The following is a 26,128-nucleotide window of genomic DNA, read 5'->3' on the forward strand; positions in this document are numbered from 1 at the left end:
GAGGGCTCGCCCGCTATTGAGCAAAATCAGCGTCCGGCAGGCGTCAGCGAATGACTTCCAGGGTCAGGCCCGGGCTTTCGTTGTCTTTGCTGCCAGCCTCCAGTCGCGCCTTGCGCACGCCTTTATCCACCAATGCCTGAAGCCAGGCTTCGCGTTGCGCCCCGGAGAGCACGATGCGCAGGGTGCTGTCCAGATTCAACCCTCTGGAGAGCAAGGTGAGCCATGGATCTTCGGGTGCTCCGGTCAGCATGGGCAGGTCCAGCTTGCCGGTGCTCTTGAGCTCCCGCAGCAGGGTCGCGGACGTGGGCAGCAACGTGCCCAGCGGCGCGCTGGCCTGCATCTGCTCGACATGCAGGTACGCGCGGCGATTGCCTCGGGTGATGCCATACAGTGCAACCAGCGTGTCGTTGGCCGGTGCCGCCAGACGCAGCAGCAGATAGGCCTGCTCGTTGTCGGCGCCATACAGCTTGGCGTTGCCGAACACCTCGTTGGCCCACAGGCTGCTTTCGCCGCAGTCGCGCGCCTGACACCAGAACAGCAACTGCGCACCTTGGCTCTGCAGCGCTTCACGGGCGGCGGTAAAGGCTTCGTCTGAGCTGTGCTCGACGGGGAGTTGATAGGTGATCGCGGTCACACTGCCCCGGGCGGGAACCTGACCGTCGAAGCGCAACTGGCCGCTGATCTTGCGGATGGAGCCCAGTGGGTAGATCCGCTCGAGTTCGGCGGCGGGACGGTAATCGATGATTTCGGCATCGGTAAGACGTGGCAGATTGGGCAAGTCCTGACTGCCGGGCACATCGGACGCCTGACTCAAGCCGGTGTGACCGACGACGCAGAGCAGCAGGCCCAGCGCGGAAAATAAACGCATGGGGGCTCTCATCGGCAGGGAATCGGGAGGCAAAGCAAGGCCGCAACGACGTGCGGCTTGGGAAGAAGTGTGCGTGTGCGGCTTGGGCGGTGGTCCATCGTGCAGTCTCCTGTTTCTACACGCCCAGCGTCGGCAGTTGCAGGGCGCAAGTCAAGGAACGGCGAAGAACCGATTGAAACAGTCTGCAACAGAGCGCGCACCCGCTTCGTCGTTCAGGTGCAGATGATGCCCGCCCGGCAGTTGCGAGACCTGAAACGGCACGCTGGCCAGCAACGCTTTGTTCTGCGCCAGCATGCCCTCCTCGGCCACGATCAGTTGGGCAGGGCATTGCACCGCGTTGACGAACGACATCGCCTGCGCGCGCGTAAGACGAATCGGAGACGCCAGGGTCAGGCGACTGTCGCTGCGCCAGGTGTACCCGCCGGGCACCGGCATCAGCCCGCGCTGCGCCAGCAACTCGGCGGCCTCGCGACTGACCGCGACGGCGCCCTTCATGCGCGCTTCGACGGCGCGGTCCATGTCCGCATACACCGGCTTGCGCTTGCCCGATTGCGCCAATTGTCCCTGCAGCGCGGTGCCCATCCGCTCAGCCGCGGATTCGGGCTCGCCCAGCGGCGGAATCAACCCGTCTATCAGGGCAAGGCGACGAACACGCTGCGGCATGGCGCCCGCCACGATCACCGAAACGATTGCGCCCAGCGAGTGGCCCAGCAGCGAGAACGTCTCCCAGCCCATCTGCGCCGCGACCTGCAACACATCGTGGGCGTAGTCCGGCAGGCCGTAACCGGCGCCGGGCGGACGATGATCGGAATGACCATGACCGGCCATGTCGACGGCGAGTATGCGCAATCCTTCAAGCCTGGGCGCCAGACGTGCGAAGCTGTTGGCGTTGTCGAGCCAGCCATGCAACGCGATCACCGGCTGGCCGTCCGAAGGCCCGAACAGGTGCGCGGCCAGTTCGATGTGCGGCAGGCTCAGACGTATTTCTTCAACCGAACAGGTCATGCGCGGGCCTGCTGAGGGGACGAAGCGGCATTGCCGGCTTGGGCCCTGGCCGTCCAGCGGGAAAACAGCTGCTTGAGCATCTGCGCGGTGTCCTCGGGGTGTTCAAGCGGAAACATGTGCCCGCCCGGTACCGAAAGATACTCGCCTTCGCGCATGCTTTTCACCGACAGCGCGTGATGGCGACGCACGACATCGCTGCGTTCGCCGCGCACCATGGCCAGCGGCACCCGCAGATGGCGGGCCATGCCCGGACTGGTGTGCGGGACGCTGCGGTAGATGCTGATCTCAGTGGCCGGATCGAAGCGCAGTCGCAGTTGCCCGCCTTGCGCCTGCAGACCGTGCAGCAGATAAGCTTCGAAGCATTCCGGATCGAAGCGGCGAAACAGGCTCTTGCCGGAAAAATACTGGCGGGCAGCGTCCAGATCGGTGAACAGCTCGCGACGTCCCAGCGTGCGCCCTGCCGGTGTGATGCGATCAATGAAACCGAAGCGCTTGGCGGCGCGAATCATCCATTGATCGAAGCGCGTCAGCACCGGTGAATCGAGCATCACGACGCCGCGGTACAGCTCCGGGTGGCGCAAGGCGGCGTGGTAATGCAGCACGCCACCCAGCGAATGGCCAACGCCCCACACCGGCTGCGGCTGTTCACGCAGATGGTGAACGAGTTCGTCGACCAGATTGGGCCAGTTGTCGGTCACTGGAAATCGCGGATCGTGGGCGTGCTGTTCCAGATGGATGACCTGGAAATCATCCCCCAGCGCTGAGAACAACTTGCCGTAGGTGGCGGAAGGAAAGCCATTGGCGTGAGCGAAAAACACAGTCTGGGTCATGCCGGCGTATCCATCGAAAGCAAACAGGCTGCAATTGTGCGCAGCGCCTCCTGTGCGCAGCAATGACCGGAACTGCCATCGATGATGACACTCCGGTCATCGACCGGATATATAAACTGCTCGTGCTGATGAATGCTCAAAGCATCTGGGTGAATCTGTCCAGACACGCCTGAATGTAGGCTACTTGAAATGCGTAAGCCTCGTGAATTCCGGTCTTGAGCTCACTGGGCAACTTTTGCTTCTTGAAGCTGAGAATCCCGGTCTGCATCCGTTGCACAGCACTATCGGCTGCTTCCTGAAAAGCAGCCAGCTCGGTGCTTTGGGGGTAAAGCTGTTTTAAAGCATCGACCCTGCGGTCAGCCTCGTCACGCAACTGCTGGAACTCGATATTGGTAAGCGATTTGTCACCATAGATGCGTGCCAGCCATTGACTCAGCTCGGTTTCCTCACCTTGCGTCTCGGTTGTTTGAGATTCCGACAGCTCAGCGGCAAGCTTTGCGATTTCGGCTGACTTGCTGACGATTTCCTCACTGATTAATGCAGCTCTTCTGCTCATGTCACTCCTCCTTGAACCTGCGTCATCCCGTCATGGGACCTCTACAGGCTAGGCGCATACACTCACGACAACAACTGTCACTTCTGACAGTTGACGGCTGCACAAATCAAGCGTCGGAAATCAGCGCGCGGGCGGCTGTTCGCCGAGGGGCACCACGGCCACGGTCAGGCGCGAGATGCAACTGGCCTTGCCTTCGTCGCTGGTCAGGCGGATGTCCCACACATGGGTGGTGCGACCGATGTGCACCGGGTGCGCGACCGCCGTGACCCGCCCGCTGCGCAGGCCGCGCAGATGATTGGCATTGATTTCAAGCCCGACGCAGAAGTACTTGCTGGTATCGATCACCAGGTAACTGGCCGACGACCCCACAGTCTCGGCCAGCACCACCGAAGCGCCGCCGTGCAACAGACCGTACGGCTGATGGGTGCGATGATCGACCACCATGCTGGCGGTCAGGGATTGCTCGTCAAAAGCCTCGAAACGGATGTCCAGCACTTCACCGATGGTGTTTTTCTGCATCGCGTTGAGGGCTTCGAGGTCGGGGGTTTTATGCCACAGACTCATGTCTTTTCCTTGTGGTTGATGTCACGAACCCGGTAACCCGGCAGAACCGAGAGATACCGCATTGCCCGCAAAAACGGGCATTACACCGGATGACGAACGCGCGACAGTTCCATTGCGCCCGCCAGCGGGAAATCCGCTTCCAGCTCGGCCAGGCTGGCGGTGTGCATGGGCTCTGCCTGTTGCAGACTGCCGTGCACCGCCAGGCCGATCAGCGAACCCACCAACGGTTGATGGCTGACCAGCAGCACGTCGTCGGCCGCGTACAGATCGAGGTTTTCCAGTACCTTGCGCGGATCGCTCTCAGGCGTCAGCCACGGCACAGTCACCACCGGTTCGGCAAACCCCAGTGACTGGCGCACCAGTTCGGCGGTCTGCTGTGCCCGCACATAAGGACTGGCGATGATCCAGCGCAGCGGCTGACCCAACAGCTGCGCAGCGCTGCTCAACACTTCTTCGCGGCCATTGGCGGTCAGCTCGCGCTCGGCGTCGGTGCGCGCGCGATGCTGAGCTTCGCCGTGGCGCAAGATCCACAACTTCATAGTTTCGGTTCCTCATCGCGCACGGGGTGCTCGGCAGCGGGAACGGTGTGAGGCGCTTCGCCCTCCGGAGCACGTGGCGCGGGCCAGTCGGCAAACGGCCAGGGCTTCTGGTCGGTATGAAAGGTGCCGAACCGGCCGATCTGTGCCAGAAACTGGCTCAGGCTGTCACCGAACGACATCATGCTCAGGCTGGGCGCCCCGTAAAACAGGCGGTACGCGAGCTGGACGAGCACAACGACCACCAGGACCAGTTCGGCGACCTGCCAGACGACGACAAACACCACCATCCAGAGGATGCGCAGCAGGATCGATTCGTGTTGCTTGAATTTAGACTCGTTCAAGAGCTTCTCCACCTGGAAATTGGGGTCAGTTGAAACCACTGGTTGAAATGAAATCGACATCGGTCTTGGGCTCGGCCCGCATCAGCAGCTCGATGACCTGCTCCAGCGTGCGCCCCTCGAAGAGGATGGCGTGCAACCCGGCGACCAGTGGCATGTAAACCTGCAGTTCCTGCGCTTTGGCCTTGAGGACCTTGAGCGTGTTGACCCCCTCGGCCACTTCACCCAGACGCGTCACCGCTTCATCCAGGCTCAGCCCCTGCCCGAGGGCAAAGCCGACCTGGTAATTGCGACTTTTGGGCGAGGAGCAAGTGACGATCAGATCGCCCACACCCGCCAGTCCGAGAAAGGTCATCGGATTGGCGCCCTGACTGACCGCAAAGCGGGTCATTTCAGCGAGCGCGCGAGTGATCAGCATGCTCTTGGTGTTCTCGCCCATGCCCAGCGCAACGGCCATGCCGGCGACGATGGCATAGACGTTCTTCAGGGCGCCGCCCAGCTCGACGCCGAAGCGGTCGGCGCTGGCGTACACCCGGAAGGTGCGCCCATGCAGCGCGGTCTGGACCTGCTGACAGAGGTCCTCGTCTTCACTGGCGACCACGGTGGCGGTCAGCGCGTGCTCGGCAATCTCTCGGGCCAGATTGGGCCCGGACAACACGCCGATGCGCGCGTTGGGGGCGATGTCTTCGAGGATTTCGCTCATCAGCTTGAAGGTCTGCGCCTCGATGCCTTTGGTCAGGCTGACGAGCATTTTACCGGTCAGCAATTCGACATGAGGGGTGAGGACGCTGCGCAGCGCGCTCGAAGGCAGCGCGACGAAAATCAGCTGGCTGTCGCGCAACGCCGCTTCCAGATCCGTCACAGGTTCCACCGCGTCGAGCACCTTGATGCCCTTGAGGTAACGCGGATTCTCACGATTGACGCGAATCGCCTCGGCCTGCTCCGGATCACGCATCCACTGCAGGACCCGATGGCCATTGCCGGCCAACAGATTGGCCACGGCCGTCCCGAAGCTGCCGCCGCCCAGGACTGCTATAGGTTGCTGTTGGGTCATAAAACAATCCATTCAGAGCCATCACATCTGGCGATGGCAGCATTATACGGAGCGCGATGCCTGCCACCAGCGGCAAAACACCTGTCGAAGAACATATAGCCGATCCCTACTCTTCACGAGGAAATTACCCACGGCTCGGTTAAGATGCGCGCCCGACACGAAAAATTCCGGCGTAACGCCGATGAGCTATCGTTAGTGCGCTCCCGAAGAGATCCATCACATGACGCAACGTTCTTCCTCCCCACGCACCGGCCAGCCCCGCGTCTTCTGAAAAAATGGCGAATGAAGTGCCCACCCAGAGCCGGAACTCAGTGATGACGGTACAACGCGGCTGGAACATCAGCACACGAACGCAGATCCTCAGCCTGGGACCGGCGTTGCTGTTGACGCTGTTGCTGATCAGTTTCTTCACCGTGGTGCGCATTCAGGACCTTCGTCAGGAGCTCAATCACACCGGCCAGCTGATCGCCAACCAACTGGCGCCCGCCTCGGAATACGGCGTGATCGTCGGCAACGACGACGTGCTCGAAAGCCTGATGAAAGCCACCATGAACACGCCTCACGTGCGCTTTCTGGAGGTTCAGAACAGTGCCGGACAGGTTCTGGTACATGTCGAGCAGACCGCGGACAACAATCACGCCCGCCAGATGGAAGTGTTTCAGGCGCCTATCCGCCTGCAACGGGTGAAGGCGCAGAACGACCATGCCGATGAGCTGGACGACAACGCCAGTGTGCCGGTGGAGGATTATCTGGGCCGTGTGCTGGTGGGCATGTCCAGTGATGCATTCAATCTGCGCGAGCAGGAAATCCTCCTGAAAGCCGGCATCCTCGCGCTGTTCGCCCTGCTGTTTACCTACATCCTTGCGCGGCGTCTGTCCTTGAGCCTGTCACAGCCAATCAGCGCCATGAGCGATGCGGTGAAGGCCATTCAACACGGCGATTACACCGCGCCTCTGCCCGTGGCAGACGACGCCGAGCTCGGCGATCTGGCTCGACACATCAACAATCTGGCGCTGGGCCTGGAAAAGGCCAGTCGCGAACAGAAACAGGCGATGGATGAACTGATCCGGACCCGAGAAGAAGCCGAGCGCGCCAACAGCGCGAAATCGGAATTTCTGGCGATGATGAGCCATGAATTGCGCACCCCGATGAACGGCGTACTGGGGATGTTGCAGTTGATGGAAACCACGAAAATGACCGAGGAACAGGCCGAATATTCCGCCCTCGCCATGGAATCCACCGAGCATCTGCTTCGGGTGATCAACGACATCCTCGACTTCTCCCGTTTCGAGCGCGATGCGCTGGAGCTCGAGAACATTGCGTTCAATCTGGCAGACCTCATCGCCACATCGGTGCAGGCGTTCGCTCATAACGCGCAACAGCGGGGTCTGGCGCTGGAGCTGGATCTACCGCCGGGGCTCGAATCGCTCAGGGTCAAGGGCGATCCGACGCGCATCCGGCAGATCCTCGTCAACCTGATTGGCAACGCATTGAAGTTCACCGAGTTCGGCAGCGTGCGCGTCGAAACCGCCTGGCAACAGACCGACCCCCAGCACATCCTGTTCATCTGCGCAGTGCGCGACAGCGGCATCGGCATTTCCCCGGATTTGCTGGAATCGATGTTCGACGCGTTTCAGCAGGCCGACAACTCTATCTCCCGGCGCTACGGCGGCACCGGACTGGGCCTGCCGATCGCGCGCAACCTTGCCGAACGCATGGGCGGCTCGCTGCAGGCGCAGAGCAGCGAAGGTCTGGGCTCGGTGTTCAATCTCGAAATTCCGCTGCAACGGGTGCAGGAGGAAGAGCCGGCGCCTCAGTCCGGCGCCCTTGGCGAGATGCCACAGGAGCGCGAAGGCTGCGTGCTGCTGGTCGAAGACAACCCGGTCAACCGCACCGTGGTCGAGGCCATGCTTCGCAGTCTGGGCCTGCAGGTCAGCGTTGCCGCGGATGGTGCTGAAGCGGTGAGCATGGCCAGCAAGGAAAAATTCGCCCTGATCCTGATGGACTGCCGGCTGCCGGTGATGGACGGTTACGAGGCCACGCGGCGAATCCGTGCGCTGCCAGGGCTCGACAGCCTGCCGATCATTGCCCTGACGGCCAACGCACGGCACGGCGATCGCGAGATTTGTATTCAGGCCGGAATGAACGATTACCTGGCCAAACCGTTCAAACGTACTGATTTACAGCAGGTTTTGCAGCGCTGGCTGACCTTTAAGGCATCTGTGACTGGCGATAAATGATAAATTGCGGCAGTCTTGTGCGCTGGATCGACCCGCGCCGACGCGCGGACAGAAAATTTCAGTGCACAGGTGTACATTCATTTCACCCGTGCTGTGACTTTCACTACAACGCAATAGTCTATGAGTAGGCTGCCAGCAGACCCCTTGTGTGAGAACAGCCGTTCTCCTCAGTCAGGGAAGACCGCTGGCCAGATCGGGTTAGTACGCCACACCCTGCCGCACAGGATTATCGAGGAGCTCGCATGACCAAACAAAACGCCTTTACCCGGGAAGACCTGCTGCGCTGCAGTCGCGGTGAGCTGTTCGGCCCAGGTAACGCGCAACTGCCCGCCCCCAACATGCTGATGGTTGATCGCATCACCCATATCAGCGAAGAAGGCGGCAAGTTCGGCAAAGGTGAATTGGTCGCCGAACTGGATATCACTCCTGACCTGTGGTTCTTCGCCTGTCACTTCGAAGGTGACCCGGTGATGCCAGGTTGCCTGGGCCTCGACGCCATGTGGCAGCTGGTCGGTTTCTTCCTGGGCTGGCAAGGCCTGCCGGGCCGCGGCCGTGCGCTGGGTTCGGGCGAAGTGAAGTTCTTCGGCCAGGTCCTGCCGACCGCCAAGAAGGTCACTTACAACATTCACATCAAGCGCGTCCTCAAAGGCAAGCTGAACATGGCCATCGCCGATGGTTCGGTCAGCGTGGACGGCCGCGAAATCTATACCGCCGAAGGCCTTCGTGTCGGCGTATTCACCTCCACTGACAATTTCTAAGGGTATTCGCATGCGCCGCGTCGTTATCACTGGTCTGGGCATTGTTTCCTGCTTGGGCAATGACAAAGACACCGTCTCCGCCAACCTGCGTGCAAGCCGCCCTGGCATCCGTTTCAATCCGGAATATGCCGAAATGGGTCTGCGCAGCCAGGTCTCGGGCTCCATCGACCTCAACCTCGAAGAGCTGATCGATCGCAAGATCTACCGCTTCGTCGGCCACGCTGCGGCGTATGCCTATCTGGCCATGAAGGACGCCATCGCTGACTCCGGCCTGACCGAAGAGCAGGTTTCCAACCCACGTACCGGCCTGATCGCCGGCTCCGGCGGCGCGTCGACCCTGAACCAGATGGAAGCGCTGGACATCCTGCGCGAGAAAGGCGTCAAGCGCGTCGGTCCGTACCGCGTGACCCGCACCATGAGCAGCACCGTTTCGGCCTGCCTCGCGACGCCATTCAAGATCAAAGGCCTGAACTACTCCATCGCTTCGGCGTGCGCGACCAGTGCTCACTGCATCGGCACCGCCATGGAACAGATCCAGATGGGCAAGCAGGACGTGGTGTTCGCAGGCGGCGGTGAAGAAGAACACTGGAGCCAGTCGTTCCTGTTCGACGCCATGGGCGCGCTGTCCAGCAAGCGTAACGAAACGCCTGAGCAGGCTTCGCGCGCTTACGATGCCGACCGTGACGGTTTTGTCATTGCCGGCGGCGGCGGCATGGTCGTTGTCGAGGAGCTGGAACACGCTCTGGCACGCGGCGCGAAGATCTACGCGGAACTGGTCGGCTACGGCGCGACTTCCGATGGCTACGACATGGTCGCACCGAGCGGCGAAGGCGCCATCCGCTGCATGCAGCAGGCGATGTCGACTGTCGACGGCAAGATCGACTACCTGAACACCCACGGCACTTCGACGCCGGTCGGTGACGTCGCTGAAATGAAAGGCGTGCGTGAAGTGTTCGGCGACAACGCTCCGGCCATCAGCTCCACCAAGAGCCTGTCGGGTCACTCCCTGGGCGCCGCCGGCGTTCACGAAGCGATCTACTGCATGCTGATGATGGAAGGCAACTTCATGGCGGGCTCCGCCAACATCGACGAGCTGGACCCGGAAGTGGCCGATCTGCCGATTCTGACCAAGACTCGCGAGAACGCCGACATCAATCTGGTGATGAGCAACAGCTTCGGCTTCGGCGGCACCAACGCCACGCTGGTCATGAAGCGCTGGACTGGCAAGTAATCTGCCTGTCTGCACTCAATAAAAAGGCGCCCCTCGGGGCGCCTTTTTTATTCGCTGTCGGCCTTACACTGTAAACGCCGCCACCATCCCGTTCAGATCCGTCGCCAGGCGCGACAGGTCATGACTGGCGGCACTGGTCTGATTGGCGCCCGCTGAGCTCTGCAGCGCGATGTCGCGAATATTGGTCAGGTTGCGATCGACTTCGCGAGCCACCTGCGCCTGCTCTTCCGAAGCACTGGCGATGACCACGTTCCGCTCGGTGATCAGCGTGATTGCGGCGGCAATGTCGTTCAACGCGACGCCTGCCGATTGCGCCAGCTCAAGAGTCGATTGCGCGCGGCTATTGCTGCCCTGCATGGCGTTGACCGCCTGATCGGTGCCCTGCCGGATGTCGACCACCAACTGCTCGATTTCCTGAGTCGAGGACTGCGTGCGATGGGCCAGCGCGCGAACTTCATCGGCGACGACCGCAAAGCCGCGCCCCGCTTCCCCTGCCCTTGCGGCTTCGATCGCGGCGTTGAGCGCCAGCAGGTTAGTCTGCTCGGCAACCGAGCGGATGACATCCAGCACTTTGCTGATGCCATACACCTTCTGCGCCAGAATCCCTACCTGATCGCCTGCCTGCGTGACGTCGTGCGCCAGATGCCCGATCGACGCGACCGTCTGCTGCACCTGCTCGCGGCCACGCTGGGCAATCCGGTCTGACTCGCCGGACGCCTGCGACGTCGCCACCGCATTACGCGCGACCTCCTCCACCGCGGCCGTCATCTGATTGACCGCGGTGGCGGCCTGATCGATTTCCAGGCTTTGCTGATGCAGGCCCCGCGTGGAATCTTCGGTGACGGTGCTCAGCTCTTCCGAGGCCGACGCCAGTTGGTTCGACGAATCGGAGATGCGCAGAATCGTGCGCCGCAGGTTCTGCTGCATGGTTTTCAGAGCCTCCAGCAGGCGTGCCGGCTCGTCACGACCGTGGACCACGATGTTGGCAGTCAGATCGCCCGCCGCCACGACCTGAGCGATGCCCAGCGCCTGAGCCAGCGGCATGACGATGCTGCGCGTCAGGCCCCAGGCCAGCATCAGGGTAATCAGCGCCGTGATCAGCATCATGCCGACCACCCAATTGGTGGCGCTGCCAAACACCGCCAGGGCCTCTTCGCTGGCCTGGCCGGCGCCCTGCTTATTCAGGGCGGTCAATTCGTTGAGGGCCTGAGTCATTTTGTCGGCGTATTGATTCATTTCGCCATTGATGACCTGAAGCGCCGCGTCCAGCTGGTTCTGCGCGGAAAGCTCCATCACCCGGTTCTGCCGCTGCAGATAGGCTTGCTGCGAGGCAAGGAAGTCGTTATACAACTCGCGCTCTTTCGCCGAGCCGATCAATGCGAGGTAGCGGGTTTCGGCAACCTGCAAGCCGGACTTCAGGCTCTCCAGTTTGGCGATGTTCTCGCGCAATGCCTCGGGGCTGCGGTTGAGCATCAGTCGAAGGGTCAGCGTCCTGATCCTCATGATGTCCTGACCTACCGTCCCCAGTTCCATGACGCTCGGCAGCCATTTGCCTTCTACCAGATCCGATTGCTTGCGCATGCTGGACATCTGCAGCAACGCAAAGGCGCCCAGCCCAAACACCAGCAGCGCGAGCACCCCAAAGCCAAGAGCGGCGCGGGGCGCGATATTCATGTTTCTTACGGTCACAATGGGTCCCTCCCCAAAAATCCTGCACGGTTAAGGCGCAGCTGGTCGTTGCCACAGGTATCGGCGGGGAGGCGTACATTCTGTAGGACCTTTCGGCAATTCATGTCGGCGTCCATCCGAGCGGATCGATTCGAGAGCACAGACGATCCAGACGGCGGCGTGCAAGTTGCTTATCCTGTCATCAAGCCCACCGAGAGCCCTGACATGTTCACCATCAAACCTCGAGCGGAAGACGTTGAAGGCCAGCCTATTCTGCGTCCCCTGCCCTCCGCTCAGTGCCGCAGCGTCGGCCCCTTCGTGTTTTTCGATCACATGCTGGAAACCTCCTACGCGCCGGGCCACGGAATGGACATTCGCCAGCATCCACACATCGGCCTGTCCACCCTGACCTACCTGTTCGAGGGCGAGATCCGACACAAGGACAGCCTGGGCAGCGATCAGCACGTGCTGCCAGGCGAGGTCAGCTGGATGACGTCAGGGAGCGCGATCGCACACATCGAACGCACGCCCGAAGCGCTTCACGACGCCGGTTCACGCTTACATGGCCTGCAAATCTGGCTGGCCTCGCCCAAGGAGCATGAACAAGGACCGGGCCACTACAGCCATCACCCCGCCGCGACGCTGCCGGTGAGCGACTCGATGGGCATCAGCATTCGCATGATTGCCGGGACAGGATTCTGCCTTCAATCACCGGTGCCGGTGCTGTCGCCTACGCTGTATGCCGAAATCAGGATGCAGACCGCCACGACGCTGCTGATTCCGGCCGAGCATGAGCAGCGTGCGTTGTATGTGATCGAGGGTGACATGCTGCTGGACGGCGAACCTGTCGAACCACGCAGCCTTATCGTGCTGGACGCGGGGGATGAGCCGACACTGAGCGCTGAAAGCGAAGCCCATGCCGTGCTGATTGGCGGCGCGCCGCTGGATGGGCCGCGCAGGATGAACTGGAATTTCGTGGCCAGCGATCCGGCCTTGATCGATCAGGCACGCGCCAGATGGGCCGCCGGAGACTGGCCGACCGTACCAGGGGAAGTCGAGCGGATCGAATTGCCTTCAGGCAAACGCTGAATTCGGCCAGAACCGAGCCTGTTCACGACGGCGTGCGTGCATTCATCCTTCGGAGCATCACGCCACGCCATCCCGAGCAAGCTCATTTAGACGAGGCGTATCAGCCCGCGAACACTTCATCCAGCAGGTTATGCATGGCAGTGAACGCGCGCTTTGACACGGTCGGGTTATACATCTGCACGCCTGGATTATTGGCGTGCTTGTCAGTGAACGAGTGGAAGGCGCCGCCGTAACTCAGCAGTTGCCAGTCGACGTTGGCGGCGTTCATTTCCGCTTCGAACGCAGGCAATTGCTCCTTCGGCACCAGCGGATCGGAAGCACCGTGCAGCACGAGCACTTTGCCCTGGATCTGCTTGCCGCCGTCCGGATGAGTGGTGTCCAGCGTGCCGTGGAACGAGATTGCCGCCTTCAGCGGCGCACCGGTACGGGCCAGTTCCAGCGAACAGCAACCGCCGAAGCAGAAACCGAACGTCGCCAGACGCGTCGAGTCCACCGCCGCAATCTTTTGCCCGGTCAGTTGATCCAGCGCAGCCTGCATGCGCGTGTTCAGCAGCGCACGGTCGTTTTTCAAGGGCATCATTGCCGCCGCGGCCTCGTCGCCGTTTTTCGGGCGAACGTTCTGGCCATACAAATCGGCCAGCAGCACCACGAAACCTTTGCCGGCGACTTCCCGGGCGATGTCCTCGGCGTCCTCGCTGATGCCCATCCAGTTTGGCGCCATCACCAGACCCGGAGCGGCTTTGGCACCTTCGCTGAATACCAGACGGCTCTCATAGGATTTGCCATCGATCTGATACACCACGGACTGTACGGTCACGTTGCTCATTGCGGACTCCTGCTGTTGAGAATGAAAGATCATCAAATGACAAAACCCGCCGAAGCGGGTTTTGTCAGCACTCGAATGTTAAACCGAGAGCTCCACCAACAACTTGTTCAGACGGCGCACGTAAGCGGCCGGATCCTTCAAGCTGTCGCCTGCGGCCAGCGCGGCCTGATCGAACAGGATGTGCGACAGGTCGCCAAAGCGCTCTTCGTTCTGCTCGTTGTCCAGCTTGCCGATCAGCGGATGCGTCGGGTTGAACTCGAAGATCGGCTTCGAATCCGGAACCTTCTGACCGCTGGCTTCCAGAATCTGGCGCATCTGCAAGCCCAGATCCTGCTCGCCGATGGCCAGAATCGCAGGCGAATCGGTCAGGCGATGGGACACGCGAACTTCGCTGACAGCCTCGCCCAGCGCGGTTTTCAGGCGCTCGATCAAGCCCTCTTTGTCCTTGGCGACTTCTTCCTGGGCTTTCTTGTCCTCTTCGGAGTCCAGTTTGCCCAGGTCCAGGTCACCCCGTGCCACATCGACGAAACCCTTGCCGTCGAAGTCGCTGAGGTAGCTCATCAGCCACTCGTCGATACGGTCGGTCAGCAGCAGCACTTCGATGCCTTTCTTGCGGAAGACTTCCAGGTGCGGACTGTTCCTGACCTGCGCGTAGCTCTCGCCGGTGAGGTAGTAGATCTTGTCCTGACCCTCTTTGGCGCGCGCCAGGTACTCGGACAGGGCCACGCTCTGCTCACCGCTCTCGTCGGAGGTCGAAGCGAAACGCAGCAGACCGGCGATCTTTTCCTTGTTGGCAAAATCTTCGGCAGGACCTTCTTTCATGACCTGACCGAAGTTCTTCCAGAAGCCTTTGTATTCTTCCGGTTGGTTCTTCGCCAGTTTCTCCAGCATGTCCAGCACGCGCTTGGTGAGCGCCGACTTCATCGAGTCGATGATCGGGTCTTTCTGCAGAATCTCGCGCGAAACGTTCAGCGACAGATCGTTGGAATCGACCACGCCCTTGATGAAGCGCAGGTACAGCGGCAGGAAGGACTCCGCCTGATCCATGACGAACACGCGCTGCACGTAGAGTTTCAGGCCACGCGGCGCTTCACGCTGATACAGGTCGAACGGCGCGCGGGCCGGAACGTAAAGCAGCGAGTTGTATTCCAGCTTGCCTTCGACCTTGTTATGGCTCCAGCTCAGCGGGTTCTCGAAATCGTGGGCGATGTGCTTGTAGAACTCCTGGTATTCCTCATCCTTCACCTCGGTGCGCGGACGGGTCCACAGGGCACTGGCGCGGTTGACGGTTTCCCATTCCTGCACCGGTGCAGGCTCGCCTTCGACGGCGATCTGCTCTTTCGGCAGCTCGATCGGCAACGCGATGTGGTCGGAGTACTTCTTGATGATGTTGCGCAGGCGGTAGCCATCGGCGAACTCGTCTTCGCCGTTTTTCAGGTGCAGCACGATGCGCGTGCCGCGGTCGGCTTTTTCCAGCGTGGCGACTTCGAATTCGCCCTCGCCTCTGGAGGACCAGTGCACGCCTTCGCTGGCAGGCAGGCCGGCACGACGGCTGAAGACTTCGACCTGATCGGCAACGATGAACGCAGAGTAGAAACCGACACCGAACTGACCGATCAGGTGCGAGTCCTTCTTCTGATCGCCGGACAGGTTCTTCATGAAGTCGGCAGTGCCCGATTTGGCGATGGTGCCCAGGTGGGTGATCACATCTTCACGGCTCATGCCGATGCCGTTGTCTTCGAGCGTGACGGTCTTGGCGTCTTTGTCGAAGCTGACGCGGATCTTCAGCTCGGCGCCGCCTTCCAGCAGCTCAGGTCGGGACAGCGCTTCGAAGCGCAGCTTGTCGACGGCGTCAGACGCGTTGGAAATCAGCTCGCGGAGAAAAATCTCCTTGTTCGAGTACAGCGAATGGATCATGAGGTGCAGCAGCTGCTTTACCTCGGTCTGGAAGCCCAGGGTTTCCTTTTGAGTTTCCACACTCATGGTCATCAAACTCCAATCAGTCGACACAAATAGGGATGGCCGCGCCTGACACCTGTTGAAGGCCGGGCGGCGGGTTGTCATCAAGGTGGGGGCTGGGTCAGGGATTTCAAGAGAGCGGCATCAAGGGAATGAAGATTCTCCATCGTCCATAAACATGATCACCCGAGGTCTTGCATGACTCACCCTGCATAAACGTTTAATCAGCCTGACTGCGCGGCATTGCGCCGGCATTGTGTAAATCCGAGGTAACAGCTGGTTTTTAATCCTCGACACACAATGGAACTAACTTAATAGCGCTGTGCTCGAAGGCTCGTAGATGTTCAATAAGGAGAAACACCCCATGCGTAAGACTTTAGCCATTGCCCTCATGCTTTCTGCCACTTTGGGTCTCGCTGCCTGCGATAAAAAATCCGAGGATAAACAGCAAGATGCAAACAAGGCTGCTCAGCAGTCCCAGGAGTCGATGCAGAAGGCTCAAGATAAAGTGAACGATGCAGCCAAAGAAAGTCAGGAAGCTGCTCAGAAAAATGCCGAGGCCGCACAAGAACGCGCGAAAGAGGCGAACGAACAGGCACCTGCTCCAACTAAGCCGTAAGTTCGAAAGTTTACAGAAAATAAAGCCCGCACTAAGCGGGCTTTATTTTTTATGCGGGAAATGTTGTTCCACGGTGCAAGCGCTTGCGCCGCCGCCCTCCCCTCAGGCCAGCGCCTCGCTGCGCTTGCCCAGCATCCGGTCCACCACGAACGCGATGAACAGAGTGATCAGTGAGGGAATCAGCCAGGCCAGGCCCTGCTCGCTCAACGGCAGATGGCCCACAGCTTCAGGCAGGTAAGCGCCAAGACCAGCGCCTTTCGCTGCATCCACAGCACCGAACACAAATGACACCAGCATCACCGGCGCAACGATCCGGCCCTGTGCGTGCCAGAAATCCTTGCAGAAACTCAAGGCGACCAGCGCGATGCACGGCGGGTAAATCGCCGTCAGCACCGGGATGGAGAACTGGATGAGCTTGGTCAGACCAAGGTTGGAGACCAGCAGTGAAAACACGGCCAGGAGGATGACCAGCGTCTTGTAGGACAGTGGCAACAACCGGCTGAAGTATTCGGCGCAGGCGCAGGTCAGACCTACTGCGGTCACCAGACACGCCAGGGAAATCAACACCGCCAGGAAGCTGCTGCCCAGCGTACCGAAGGTATGTTGCACATACGCGTGCAGCACGGCAGCGCCGTTCGTTGCGTCCGCCGCGACAGCGTGACTGCCCGAACCGAGGCGGAACAGACTGATGTACACCAGCGCCAGACCGACGCCGGCAATCAGGCCGGCGATGATGGCGTAGCGCGTGATCAGGCGTGGCGATTCAACGCCGCGCGAACGAATGGCATTGACGATGACGATGCCGAACACCAGCGCACCCAGGGTATCCATGGTCAGGTAGCCATTGATGAACCCTTGCGAGAACGGCGCCGCGACGTAAGCCGGTTGCGCGCTTCCTACATCACCGGCAGGCAGTGCGAACGCCGCGATGCCCAGCACGGCCAGTGCGATGATCTTCAACGGGGCAAGGAAACGTCCGACGGTATCGAGCAGGCGGCCCGGATACAGTGAGATCCAGAACACCAGAAGGAAATAAACCAGGCTGTAGAGAAACAGCGCCAGTGGACTTTCGCCGGTCAGCGGCACCAACCCGACTTCAAAGGACACCGTGGCCGTGCGCGGCGTGGCGAACAGCGGGCCGACGGAAAGGTAGCAGACCGCCGCCAGCAGCGTCCCGGCGATCTTGCCGATGGGACTGCTCAACGCGTCCATTGCACCGCCGACCTTGGCCAGCGCGATGACCGTGACCACAGGAAGACCGACCGCAGTCACCAGAAAGCCCAGCGCCGCCATCCACACGTGTGGACCGGCCTGCAGGCCTACGATGGGGGGAAAGATGATATTGCCAGCACCCACGAACAACGCGAACGTCATGAAACCCAGCGCCAGGATGTCCTGGCCTTTCAACACTTTCATCAAAGAAACCACACTGCTGAATCGGAATTAAGAAGAGGATTTCCCTGAGGGTGAGGGAAATGCTGCCCGTCCTTTTAAGACAGACCCGTTGCGCGCAGCAGCTCCTTATGGGGGCCGACCACGCAAAATGGCGGCTAGCCTACCTCATTTTTCGCACCGTTACAGGGCGGTGCGACCGATGAACGCACGTTGCTGTCGCATTTCGGACAAGTCCTACAAAACTCGGCCAGACTGCTCGCCCTTCGTCCCCCTGCGCCTTGCGAACAGGAGGCTGTTATACGGATTGAATACTTGCGACTGGAAACGACACGCCGAAATCCAGACCCGGAAAACACAAAGGCCACCCGAAGGTGGCCTTTGTCGATCAGACGATGATCAGCAAGCGATGCTTACTTCTTCATTTCCCAACCGGTCAGCTCAGCCAGGGCTTTGCCGATGTCTGCCAGCGAACGCACGGTTTTGACGCCTGCGTCCTGCAGTGCAGCGAATTTCTCGTCTGCAGTGCCTTTGCCGCCAGAGATGATTGCGCCCGCATGGCCCATGCGCTTGCCCGGAGGAGCAGTCACACCGGCGATGTAGGAAACCACTGGCTTGGTCACGTTTGCCTTGATGTAGGCAGCCGCTTCTTCCTCAGCCGAACCGCCGATCTCACCGATCATGACGATCGCTTCGGTCTTCGGGTCTTCCTGGAACAGCTTGAGGATGTCGATGAAGTTGGAGCCCGGGATCGGGTCACCACCGATACCGACGCAGGTCGACTGACCGAAGCCGGCGTCAGTGGTCTGCTTCACAGCTTCGTAAGTCAGGGTGCCGGAACGCGACACGATACCGACTTTGCCTGGCAAGTGAATGTGACCTGGCATGATGCCGATCTTGCACTCGCCCGGGGTGATGACGCCTGGGCAGTTAGGGCCGATCAGGGTAACACCCAGCTCGTCGCACTTGACCTTGGCATCCAGCATGTCGAGGGTAGGAATACCTTCGGTGATGCAGATGATCAGTTTGATGCCGCCGAACGCTGCTTCAAGGATGGAGTCCTTGCAGAACGGAGCCGGAACGTAGATCACGCTGGCAGTGGCGCCAGTCTGTTCAACGGCTTCGCGAACGGTGTTGAACACTGGCAGGTTCAGGTGAGTGGTGCCACCTTTGCCTGGGGTCACGCCGCCAACCATCTTGGTGCCGTAGGCAATGGCTTGTTCGGAGTGGAAGGTACCTTGCGAGCCGGTGAAACCCTGGCAGATAACCTTGGTGTCTTTATTGATCAGGACGCTCATTATTTGCCCTCCGCAGCTTTGACGACTTGTTGAGCAGCGTCGGTCAAGCTGGTAGCAGCGATGATGTTCAAGCCGCTTTCTGCCAGTACTTTAGCGCCCAGGTCAGCGTTGTTGCCTTCGAGGCGCACAACGACCGGGATTTTCACGCCGACTTCTTTAACGGCGCCGATGATGCCTTCGGCAATCATGTCGCAGCGAACGATGCCGCCGAAGATGTTGACCAGTACTGCAGCGACGTTGCTGTCGGACAGGATGATCTTGAACGCTTCGGTCACGCGCTCTTTGGTCGCGCCGCCACCTACGTCGAGGAAGTTGGCTGGCTTGCCGCCGTGCAGGTTGACGATGTCCATGGTACCCATGGCCAGGCCGGCACCGTTGACCATGCAGCCGATGTTGCCTTCCAGTGCCACGTAGTTCAGTTCGAACTTGGCAGCGTGGGCTTCACGTGGGTCATCTTGCGATGGATCGTGGAAAGCCTTCAGCTTTGGCTGACGGTACATGGCGTTGGCGTCGATGTTGATCTTCGCGTCCAGGCAGTGCAGATCGCCGTCAGCCTTGATGACCAGCGGGTTCACTTCCAGCAGGGCCAGGTCGTGGTCCTGGAACAGCTTGGCCAGACCGGTGAAGATCTTGGCGAACTGAGCAACCTGCTTGCCTTCCAGACCCAGCTGGAAAGCCAGATCGCGACCCTGGAACGGCTGAGCGCCAACCAGTGGATCGACAGTGGCTTTGAGAATCTTCTCAGGTGTTTCGTGAGCGATTTTCTCGATGTCCACGCCACCTTCGGTAGAAGCCATGAACACGATACGACGGCTCGAACGATCGACTACAGCGCCCAGGTACAGCTCTTTGGCGATGTCAGTGCAGGATTCAACCAGGATCTTGGTGACTGGCTGACCGTTGGCATCAGTCTGGTAAGTGACCAGACGCTTGCCCAACCACTGTTGAGCGAACGCAGCTGCGTCTTCCTTGCTGCGAACCAGCTTGACGCCGCCCGCTTTACCGCGACCACCCGCGTGAACCTGGGCTTTAACAACCCACTCGGTTCCGCCGATTTTGTCGCACGCTTCTGCTGCTGCTTCCGGGGTGTCTACTGCAAAGCCCTTGGATACTGGCAGGCCGTATTCAGCAAACAGCTGCTTACCCTGATACTCGTGAAGATTCATGCTTATTACCGTCTTCGTTAGGTACTGCGCATTCGGTGCTGCTCGTCTAAGCGTGCCGCACCACCTGTGACCGCTTCTCCCGGAAGGTGCCAGGACAGACACCTGAATGCCTGCCTCGCACCACCGGGAGTTCGAGTCCAACGGTCCTTCCGCGGTAAGCCTTGCGAGCAAGGCTCACGACGGGCGGACCGTCGTGGTTTTTTCTTAGCGTTTCTTCTTGTTCTGGATGTGGATGGCGTGGCCATTCACTGCCAGTGCAGCTTCGTGCAGCGCTTCGGACAACGTCGGGTGCGAGAAGACCATCATGCCGATGTCTTCGGCACTGGTGCCGAACTCCATGCCGATCGCGCCCTGCTGTACAAGTTCTGCGGCGCCTGGACCAATGACGTGTACACCCAGTACACGGTCGGTCTTGGCGTCGGCGATGACCTTGACGAAACCGCCGGTGTCGTTCGCAGCCATTGCACGACCACTGGCCGCGAACGGGAAGCTGCCGACGTTAACCTCTACGCCTTCGGCCTTCAAGGTCTGCTCGGTTTTACCGACCCATGCGATCTCCGGGTGGGTGTAGATAACCGACGGGATCAGGTCGTAGTTCATCTGGGTCTTGTGACCCTTGATGCGCTCGACAACCATGATGCCTTCTTCCGACGCTTTGTGTGCCAGCATCAGACCACGGACCACGTCACCGATCGCGTAGACGCCAGGAACGCTGGTCTCGCACTGGTCGTTGACGAAGATGAAACCGCGCTCGTCGATGTCGACGCCGCTGTCGGAAGCCAGCAGATCGGTGGTCACCGGACGACGGCCCACCGCGACGATCAGACGATCGAAGGTGATGTTCTGCTCGCCATCCTTGTCGGTGTAGTTGACGACGACTTCGTTGCCGTTGACTTTCGAACCGGTGACGCGCGCGCCCAGCTTGATGTCCAGCCCCTGCTTGGTGAAGGTCTTCTGCGCTTCCTTGGAAACGGCTTCGTCAGCGGCTGGCAGGAATTTCTCCAGCGCTTCCAGAACGGTCACCTTGGAACCCAGACGCGACCACACCGAACCCAGCTCCAGGCCGATGACGCCAGCGCCGATCACGCCCAGGCGCTCAGGCACGGTCTGGAATTCCAGGGCACCGGTGGAGTCGACGATGACGTTCTGGTCGACTGGCGCCGGCGGAATGTCGATCGGGCGCGAGCCGGAAGCCAGGATGATGTTATCGGCTTCGATGACTTCAGTGGTGCCGTCAGGCTTGGTCAGCTCGACTTTCTTGCCGGCCAGCAGCTTGCCGTGACCTTGCAGAGAAGTGACGCCGTTTGCCTTGAACAGGCTGGCAACGCCGCCGGTCAGGCCTTTGACGATCTGAGCCTTGCGGCCGACCATCGCCGGTACGTCCATCTGCACGTCGCCGGAGATGGAGATGCCGTGCACGTTGAACTGGTTCTTGGCTTCGTAGAATTTCCACGAGCTGTCCAGCAGCGCCTTGGAAGGGATGCAGCCCACGTTCAGGCAGGTACCGCCGAGAGCCAGTTTGCCCTCTTTATCCTGATACTTCTCGATGCAGGCAGTCTTGAGACCAAGTTGCGCGGCCTTGATGGCGGCCACATAACCGCCAGGGCCTGCGCCAATCACTACCACGTCGAATTTCTGGGACATACAAAGAGTTCCTCTTTAGCTGCGAGCTTCAAGCCACAAGCTGCAAGCTGATCCGTGATGCTCTACAGACGAGTTGCAGCCTGCTATTAGAATGTTGCGACGACCCAAGCGCAAACGCCAGGCTGCTCGTGTGCAGCTTGGCGCGTGCGGCTTGTGGCTGCCTTGAATCAGATATCCAGCAACAGACGAGCCGGATCTTCCAGCAGGTTCTTGATGGTCACCAGGAAAGTCACAGCTTCTTTACCGTCGATCAGGCGGTGATCGTACGACAGCGCCAGGTACATCATCGGACGAATGACAACCTGACCGTTGATCGCCATCGGGCGTTGAACGATGTTGTGCATGCCCAGGATGGCCGCTTGCGGCGGGTTGACGATCGGGGTCGACATCATCGAACCGAAAGTACCACCGTTGGTAATGGTGAAGGTACCGCCAGTCATCTCGTCGATGGACAGTTTGCCGTCACGGGCTTTCTTGCCGAAGGTGGCGATGCCGCCTTCGATCTCAGCCAGGCTCATCTGTTCGGCGTTACGCAGAACCGGAACCACCAGACCACGGTCGCTGGACACGGCAACACCTACATCGGCGTAACCGTGGTAAACGATGTCCGAACCGTCGATCGACGCGTTGACTGCCGGGAAGCGTTTCAGCGCTTCGGTGGCGGCCTTGACGAAGAACGACATGAAGCCCAGACGCACACCGTTATGGCTCTTCTCGAAGAGATCCTTGTACTTCGAACGCAGGGCCATGACTTCGGTCATGTCGACTTCGTTGAAGGTGGTCAGCATCGCCATGGTGGACTGAGCTTCTACCAGACGCTCGGCAACCTTGGCACGCAGGCGGGTCATCGGAACGCGCTTCTCGGTGCGGTCACCGGCAGCGACCACAGGAGCGGCAGCTGCGGCGGCAGCAGGCTTGGCAGCCGGTGCGCCGGCCGGAGCGGATTTCTTCGCTTCGATGGCAGCGACCACGTCTTCCTTGGTGACACGGCCGTCTTTGCCGGTGCCTTTGATGCTGGACAGCGCGATGCCGTTTTCTTCAGCCAGCTTGCGGGCGGCCGGAGCGCCGATCGCGTCTTCGTCGCCGGCAGCAGGTGCCGGAGCGGCAGCAGCGGCGGCAGGTGCAGGCGCGGCGGCCGGTGCAGCAGCGGCAGCGGCAGGCGCGGCCGAAGCCGTGGCGCCAGCGTCCAGGGTTGCGATCAACTCGTTGGACAGGACGGTGTCGCCCTCGCCTTTGACGATCGATGCCAATACGCCGTCAGCTTCGGCCAGTACTTCGAGAACGACTTTGTCAGTCTCGATGTCGACCAGCAGCTCGTCACGTTTCACCGCCTCGCCCGGCTGTTTGTGCCATTTGGAAATGGTGCCGTCGGCAACGGATTCCGGGAAAGAGGGGGCTTTGATCTCAATAGCCATTGTCTGTAATTCCTTAATTCGGTTTCTAGTGCGCGAAGGCGTTAAACAGTGAACGCGTCTTGCAGCAGTTTTTCCTGCTGCTCGGCGTGCATCGAAGCGTAGCCACAAGCAGGAGCAGCAGAAGCATCACGACCGGCGTACTCGAGAACGAGGTTGCGGTTGTGATTGCCGATGCTACGGCGCAAGTGATGCTGGCTGCTGTACCAGGCGCCCTGGTTCATCGGCTCTTCCTGACACCAGACCACGTGGGTCAGGTTGGTGTAAGGCGCGATGGCCTCCATCAGGTCGTCTTCCGGGAACGGATAGAGCTGCTCGATACGCACGATGGCGATATCTTCGCGGCCTTCGGCACGGCGTTTTTCCAGCAGGTCGTAGTACACCTTGCCGCTGCACAGGACCAAGCGGGTCACCTTGGCCGGATCGAGGGTGTCGATTTCCGGGATGACCGTCTGGAACGAGCCTTCGGCCAGATCTTCCAGCGTCGAGATGGCCAGCTTGTGGCGCAGCAGCGACTTGGGCGTCAGCACGACCAGCGGCTTGCGCAGAGGACGAATCACCTGACGGCGCAGCAGATGGTAGATCTGTGCCGGAGTGGTCGGCACGCACACCTGAATGTTGTGCTCGGCGCACAGCTGCAGGTAACGCTCCAGACGAGCCGAAGAGTGCTCTGGCCCCTGCCCTTCGTAGCCATGCGGCAAGAGCATGGTCAGACCGCACAGACGGCCCCATTTGTGCTCGCCGCTGGTGATGAACTGGTCGATCACGACCTGCGCACCGTTGGCGAAGTCACCGAACTGGGCTTCCCAGATCACCAGCGCGTTCGGCGAAGTGGTCGAGTAGCCGTATTCGAATGCAAGCACCGCTTCTTCCGACAGGAACGAGTCATACAGGTCAAAGCGGGGCTGACCGGCGTACAGGTTCTGCAGAGGCACGTAGGTGGTTGCGTCTTTCTGGTTGTGCAGGACGGCGTGGCGGTGCGAGAACGTGCCGCGACCGACGTCTTGCCCGGTGATGCGCACCGGATGCCCTTCGAACGCCAGCGTGGCGTAAGCCATGGTCTCTGCGTAACCCCAGTTGATCGGCAGGCCACCGGCTTGCATCTTCTGGCGGTCTTCGTAGATCTTCTGGACCTGACGCTGAACCACGAAGCCTTCCGGCAGTTCCATCAGCTTGGCCGACAGTTCCTGCAGGGTCTTGAGGTCAAAACGGGTGTCGTGACGCGCAGTCCAGGCGTGGCCCAGGTAAGGACGCCAGTCGACGAACAATTCCTTGTTCGGCTCTTTGACCAGGCTTTTCACGACGTGCATGCCGTTGTCCAGCGCGTTGCGGTACTCGTCGACCTTCGCCTGAGCGGCGGCGGCATCGAGCACACCGGCGGCGGCCAGGGAGTCGGCGTACAGCTCGCGGGTGGTGCGCTGCTTGGAGATCTGCTGGTACATCAGCGGCTGAGTGCCGCTCGGCTCGTCGGCCTCGTTGTGGCCGCGACGGCGGTAGCAGACCAGGTCGATGACCACGTCACGCTTGAACTGCATGCGGTAGTCGATCGCCAGCTGGGTCACGAACATGACCGCTTCAGGGTCGTCGCCATTCACGTGGAGGATCGGCGCCTGAATCATCTTGGCCACGTCGGTCGCGTATTCGGTCGAACGCGCGTCCAGCGGGTTGCTGATGGTGAAGCCAACCTGGTTGTTCACCACGATATGGATGGTGCCGCCAGTCTTGAAGCCGCGGGTCTGCGACATCTGGAAGGTTTCCAGAACCACGCCCTGACCTGCGAACGCAGCATCACCGTGGATGGAAATCGGCAGCACTTTCTCGCCGGTGGCGTCGTTGCGGCGATCCTGACGGGCGCGCACGGAACCTTCGACCACCGGAGAAACGATCTCCAGGTGAGACGGGTTGAACGCCATGGCCAGGTGAACTTCGCCGCCTGTGGTCATGACGTTGGACGAGAAGCCCTGGTGATACTTCACGTCACCGGAACCGAGCTCGACCTTCTTCTTGCCTTCGAACTCGTCGAACAGCTCGCGCGGGTTCTTGCCGAAGGTGTTGACCAGTACGTTCAGACGGCCACGGTGGGCCATGCCGATGACGATTTCCTTGGTGCCGTAGGAACCGGAACGCTGGATCAGTTCGTCCAGCATCGGGATCAGGCTTTCGCCGCCTTCCAGACCAAAGCGCTTGGTGCCCGGGTACTTGGTGCCCAGGTACTTCTCCAGACCCTCGGCCGCGGTGACGCGCTCGAGCAGGTGGCTCTGAATGTCGGCGGAGTAAGCTGGACGGCCACGCACGCTTTCGAGGCGCTGCATGAACCAGTTGCGCTGGTTGGAATCGACGATGTGCGTGAACTCCGCACCGATGGTGCGGCAATATGTCTTCTGCAACGCGTCAACGATTTCGCGTAGGCTCGCTTCCTCCTTGCCGATGAACAGGTCGCCGGCACGGAATGTGGTATCGAGGTCAGCGTTGGTCAAACCGTAATGGTTGATCGACAGGTCAGCTGGCGCAGTACGCTTCCACAGACCCAGAGGATCGAGTTGCGCACCCTGATGGCCGCGCATACGGAATGCCTGGATAAGTCGCAGCACTTCGACTTGCTTCTTCTCGTGTTCGCTGCTCACGCTACCGGCGGAGACCGGCTGAGCGCGGCGCTGGTTTTTCCCCAGCAACACGAAATGATCGCGAACCGTAGAGTGCGATACATCGGTGGCAGTGCTGCCGTCAGCCGGCAACGTCTGAAAGTAGGTGCGCCACTCTTCTGGCACAGCGTTAGGGTCGTGCAGGTAGAGTTCGTAGAGCTCTTCCACATAGGCAGCGTTACCACCGGAAAGGTGGGCGCTGTTCCACATGCGCTGCATCACGCTTTCTTGCATGCTTGGTCACCCTCGGTTAGGGGACACCACCGGCGTCGACACCGTTGCAAACTTGAAAAGTCCGGCAGCGATTTCGAATCAAGTCGCTGACTGCACCAAGTCGCTAGGATCACGCAGATAGTCCGGGTACCAGCCCGGATGCCCCTGCTGGTCTCATTTCTTCAAAATAAGAGCTGCGGCCAAATGACTGCTGCTC

General features: G+C 60.4%; 22 protein-coding genes. 5 read left to right on the plus strand and 17 right to left on the minus strand.

The features are described from left to right. Window positions 1-43: 43 nt before the first annotated feature. From AAGQ88_RS16880 to AAGQ88_RS16915, 8 genes are all read right to left on the minus strand, one after another. Window positions 44-868 (minus strand): DUF4892 domain-containing protein, encoded by an 825-nt coding sequence (locus tag AAGQ88_RS16880; protein ID WP_285426068.1) that lies wholly within the window; start codon window positions 866-868, stop codon window positions 44-46. A gap of 150 nt (window positions 869-1,018) precedes the next feature. Continuing rightward, complete coding sequence (locus tag AAGQ88_RS16885; RefSeq protein ID WP_342653016.1) at window positions 1,019-1,873, minus strand: alpha/beta fold hydrolase; 855 nt, start codon at window positions 1,871-1,873, stop codon at window positions 1,019-1,021. Further along, on the minus strand, window positions 1,870-2,703 hold the full coding sequence (locus AAGQ88_RS16890; RefSeq protein ID WP_342653017.1) for an alpha/beta hydrolase: 834 nt from the start codon (window positions 2,701-2,703) through the stop codon (window positions 1,870-1,872). The genes AAGQ88_RS16885 and AAGQ88_RS16890 overlap by 4 nt, the downstream gene beginning before the upstream one ends. Before the next feature lie 136 nt (window positions 2,704-2,839). Beyond that, window positions 2,840-3,259 (minus strand): hypothetical protein, encoded by a 420-nt coding sequence (locus tag AAGQ88_RS16895; RefSeq protein ID WP_342653018.1) that lies wholly within the window; start codon window positions 3,257-3,259, stop codon window positions 2,840-2,842. 120 nt (window positions 3,260-3,379) lie between these two features. Continuing rightward, window positions 3,380-3,823, minus strand: a complete 444-nt coding sequence (locus tag AAGQ88_RS16900; protein WP_285426072.1) for a hotdog fold thioesterase — start codon at window positions 3,821-3,823, stop codon at window positions 3,380-3,382. A gap of 80 nt (window positions 3,824-3,903) precedes the next feature. Continuing rightward, window positions 3,904-4,362 carry a phosphohistidine phosphatase SixA gene (gene sixA, locus AAGQ88_RS16905; protein WP_342653019.1) on the minus strand — a complete coding sequence of 153 codons (459 nt, stop codon included), beginning with the start codon at window positions 4,360-4,362 and terminating at the stop codon, window positions 3,904-3,906. After that, the gene (locus tag AAGQ88_RS16910) at window positions 4,359-4,703 is read right to left on the minus strand and encodes a DUF4389 domain-containing protein (protein WP_285426074.1); all 345 of its coding nucleotides are present in this window, start codon (window positions 4,701-4,703) and stop codon (window positions 4,359-4,361) included. Before AAGQ88_RS16910 ends, sixA begins: the two co-directional genes overlap by 4 nt. A gap of 25 nt (window positions 4,704-4,728) precedes the next feature. Further along, the gene (locus tag AAGQ88_RS16915; RefSeq protein ID WP_342653020.1) at window positions 4,729-5,754 is read right to left on the minus strand and encodes an NAD(P)H-dependent glycerol-3-phosphate dehydrogenase; all 1,026 of its coding nucleotides are present in this window, start codon (window positions 5,752-5,754) and stop codon (window positions 4,729-4,731) included. Between the two features lie 314 nt (window positions 5,755-6,068). On the opposite strand from AAGQ88_RS16915, the gene AAGQ88_RS16920 reads away from it, so the two are divergent. The 3 genes from AAGQ88_RS16920 to fabB all read left to right on the plus strand — a co-directional run bounded on the left by AAGQ88_RS16920 (window position 6,069) and on the right by fabB (window position 9,983). Next, window positions 6,069-7,994: a response regulator gene (locus AAGQ88_RS16920; protein WP_285426076.1), complete on the plus strand. Its 1,926-nt coding sequence runs from the start codon at window positions 6,069-6,071 to the stop codon at window positions 7,992-7,994. A 242-nt stretch (window positions 7,995-8,236) separates the two neighbouring features. Beyond that, window positions 8,237-8,752, plus strand: a complete 516-nt coding sequence (fabA, locus tag AAGQ88_RS16925) for a 3-hydroxyacyl-[acyl-carrier-protein] dehydratase FabA (RefSeq protein WP_138220177.1) — start codon at window positions 8,237-8,239, stop codon at window positions 8,750-8,752. A 10-nt stretch (window positions 8,753-8,762) separates the two neighbouring features. Continuing rightward, window positions 8,763-9,983, plus strand: coding sequence for a beta-ketoacyl-ACP synthase I (gene fabB / locus AAGQ88_RS16930; protein ID WP_093459210.1), 1,221 nt, complete (start codon window positions 8,763-8,765; stop codon window positions 9,981-9,983). Window positions 9,984-10,046: 63 nt separating this feature from the next. Here fabB and AAGQ88_RS16935 read toward each other — a convergent pair whose 3' ends face one another. Further along, the gene (locus AAGQ88_RS16935; protein ID WP_342653021.1) at window positions 10,047-11,672 is read right to left on the minus strand and encodes a methyl-accepting chemotaxis protein; all 1,626 of its coding nucleotides are present in this window, start codon (window positions 11,670-11,672) and stop codon (window positions 10,047-10,049) included. Window positions 11,673-11,876: 204 nt separating this feature from the next. Here AAGQ88_RS16935 and AAGQ88_RS16940 point away from each other — a divergent pair, with 204 nt between their 5' ends. Continuing rightward, complete coding sequence (locus AAGQ88_RS16940) at window positions 11,877-12,740, plus strand: pirin family protein (RefSeq protein ID WP_342653022.1); 864 nt, start codon at window positions 11,877-11,879, stop codon at window positions 12,738-12,740. A 100-nt stretch (window positions 12,741-12,840) separates the two neighbouring features. Here the strand turns inward: AAGQ88_RS16940 and AAGQ88_RS16945 are convergent, their stop codons facing one another. Together AAGQ88_RS16945 and htpG are read right to left on the minus strand one after the other, a co-directional pair. Further along, on the minus strand, window positions 12,841-13,566 hold the full coding sequence (locus AAGQ88_RS16945; RefSeq protein ID WP_342653023.1) for a dienelactone hydrolase family protein: 726 nt from the start codon (window positions 13,564-13,566) through the stop codon (window positions 12,841-12,843). Window positions 13,567-13,644: 78 nt separating this feature from the next. Then, complete coding sequence (gene htpG / locus AAGQ88_RS16950; RefSeq protein WP_342653024.1) at window positions 13,645-15,549, minus strand: molecular chaperone HtpG; 1,905 nt, start codon at window positions 15,547-15,549, stop codon at window positions 13,645-13,647. Between the two features lie 340 nt (window positions 15,550-15,889). Here htpG and AAGQ88_RS16955 point away from each other — a divergent pair, with 340 nt between their 5' ends. Then, complete coding sequence (locus AAGQ88_RS16955; RefSeq protein ID WP_285426082.1) at window positions 15,890-16,144, plus strand: hypothetical protein; 255 nt, start codon at window positions 15,890-15,892, stop codon at window positions 16,142-16,144. A 102-nt stretch (window positions 16,145-16,246) separates the two neighbouring features. Here the strand turns inward: AAGQ88_RS16955 and brnQ are convergent, their stop codons facing one another. The 6 genes from brnQ to AAGQ88_RS16985 form a co-directional block, all read right to left on the minus strand. Beyond that, entirely contained in the window at window positions 16,247-17,560 is a 1,314-nt protein-coding gene (brnQ, locus tag AAGQ88_RS16960; RefSeq protein ID WP_342653025.1) for a branched-chain amino acid transport system II carrier protein, read from the minus strand. Between the two features lie 389 nt (window positions 17,561-17,949). Further along, a complete protein-coding gene (gene sucD / locus AAGQ88_RS16965; RefSeq protein ID WP_093459218.1) occupies window positions 17,950-18,834 on the minus strand; it encodes a succinate--CoA ligase subunit alpha in 885 nt (294 codons plus the stop codon). Further along, window positions 18,834-20,000: an ADP-forming succinate--CoA ligase subunit beta gene (gene sucC / locus AAGQ88_RS16970; RefSeq protein WP_093459219.1), complete on the minus strand. Its 1,167-nt coding sequence runs from the start codon at window positions 19,998-20,000 to the stop codon at window positions 18,834-18,836. Before sucC ends, sucD begins: the two co-directional genes overlap by 1 nt. A 204-nt stretch (window positions 20,001-20,204) precedes the next feature. Next, window positions 20,205-21,644: a dihydrolipoyl dehydrogenase gene (gene lpdA, locus AAGQ88_RS16975; protein ID WP_285426084.1), complete on the minus strand. Its 1,440-nt coding sequence runs from the start codon at window positions 21,642-21,644 to the stop codon at window positions 20,205-20,207. 167 nt (window positions 21,645-21,811) lie between these two features. Further along, on the minus strand, window positions 21,812-23,059 hold the full coding sequence (gene odhB, locus AAGQ88_RS16980) for a 2-oxoglutarate dehydrogenase complex dihydrolipoyllysine-residue succinyltransferase (RefSeq protein ID WP_342653026.1): 1,248 nt from the start codon (window positions 23,057-23,059) through the stop codon (window positions 21,812-21,814). A 41-nt stretch (window positions 23,060-23,100) separates the two neighbouring features. After that, window positions 23,101-25,932 carry a 2-oxoglutarate dehydrogenase E1 component gene (locus AAGQ88_RS16985; RefSeq protein ID WP_285426086.1) on the minus strand — a complete coding sequence of 944 codons (2,832 nt, stop codon included), beginning with the start codon at window positions 25,930-25,932 and terminating at the stop codon, window positions 23,101-23,103. Between the last annotated feature and the right edge of the window lie 196 nt (window positions 25,933-26,128).

Origin of the sequence: Pseudomonas sp. F3-2, assembly GCF_038804275.1 — a bacterium.
In the GTDB taxonomy this organism is placed as follows: domain Bacteria; phylum Pseudomonadota; class Gammaproteobacteria; order Pseudomonadales; family Pseudomonadaceae; genus Aquipseudomonas.

Coding starts and splice junctions, on each gene's coding strand:
- AAGQ88_RS16880 (WP_285426068.1), bottom strand. CDS start 868: ATGCGTTTATTTTCCGCGCTGGGCCTGCTGCTCTGCGTCGTCGGTCAC.
- AAGQ88_RS16885 (WP_342653016.1), bottom strand. CDS start 1,873: ATGACCTGTTCGGTTGAAGAAATACGTCTGAGCCTGCCGCACATCGAA.
- AAGQ88_RS16890 (WP_342653017.1), bottom strand. CDS start 2,703: ATGACCCAGACTGTGTTTTTCGCTCACGCCAATGGCTTTCCTTCCGCC.
- AAGQ88_RS16895 (WP_342653018.1), bottom strand. CDS start 3,259: ATGAGCAGAAGAGCTGCATTAATCAGTGAGGAAATCGTCAGCAAGTCA.
- AAGQ88_RS16900 (WP_285426072.1), bottom strand. CDS start 3,823: ATGAGTCTGTGGCATAAAACCCCCGACCTCGAAGCCCTCAACGCGATG.
- sixA (WP_342653019.1), bottom strand. CDS start 4,362: ATGAAGTTGTGGATCTTGCGCCACGGCGAAGCTCAGCATCGCGCGCGC.
- AAGQ88_RS16915 (WP_342653020.1), bottom strand. CDS start 5,754: ATGACCCAACAGCAACCTATAGCAGTCCTGGGCGGCGGCAGCTTCGGG.
- AAGQ88_RS16920 (WP_285426076.1), top strand. CDS start 6,069: ATGACGGTACAACGCGGCTGGAACATCAGCACACGAACGCAGATCCTC.
- fabA (WP_138220177.1), top strand. CDS start 8,237: ATGACCAAACAAAACGCCTTTACCCGGGAAGACCTGCTGCGCTGCAGT.
- fabB (WP_093459210.1), top strand. CDS start 8,763: ATGCGCCGCGTCGTTATCACTGGTCTGGGCATTGTTTCCTGCTTGGGC.
- AAGQ88_RS16940 (WP_342653022.1), top strand. CDS start 11,877: ATGTTCACCATCAAACCTCGAGCGGAAGACGTTGAAGGCCAGCCTATT.
- AAGQ88_RS16945 (WP_342653023.1), bottom strand. CDS start 13,566: ATGAGCAACGTGACCGTACAGTCCGTGGTGTATCAGATCGATGGCAAA.
- htpG (WP_342653024.1), bottom strand. CDS start 15,549: ATGAGTGTGGAAACTCAAAAGGAAACCCTGGGCTTCCAGACCGAGGTA.
- AAGQ88_RS16955 (WP_285426082.1), top strand. CDS start 15,890: ATGCGTAAGACTTTAGCCATTGCCCTCATGCTTTCTGCCACTTTGGGT.
- brnQ (WP_342653025.1), bottom strand. CDS start 17,560: ATGAAAGTGTTGAAAGGCCAGGACATCCTGGCGCTGGGTTTCATGACG.
- sucD (WP_093459218.1), bottom strand. CDS start 18,834: ATGAGCGTCCTGATCAATAAAGACACCAAGGTTATCTGCCAGGGTTTC.
- sucC (WP_093459219.1), bottom strand. CDS start 20,000: ATGAATCTTCACGAGTATCAGGGTAAGCAGCTGTTTGCTGAATACGGC.
- lpdA (WP_285426084.1), bottom strand. CDS start 21,644: ATGTCCCAGAAATTCGACGTGGTAGTGATTGGCGCAGGCCCTGGCGGT.
- odhB (WP_342653026.1), bottom strand. CDS start 23,059: ATGGCTATTGAGATCAAAGCCCCCTCTTTCCCGGAATCCGTTGCCGAC.
- AAGQ88_RS16985 (WP_285426086.1), bottom strand. CDS start 25,932: ATGCAAGAAAGCGTGATGCAGCGCATGTGGAACAGCGCCCACCTTTCC.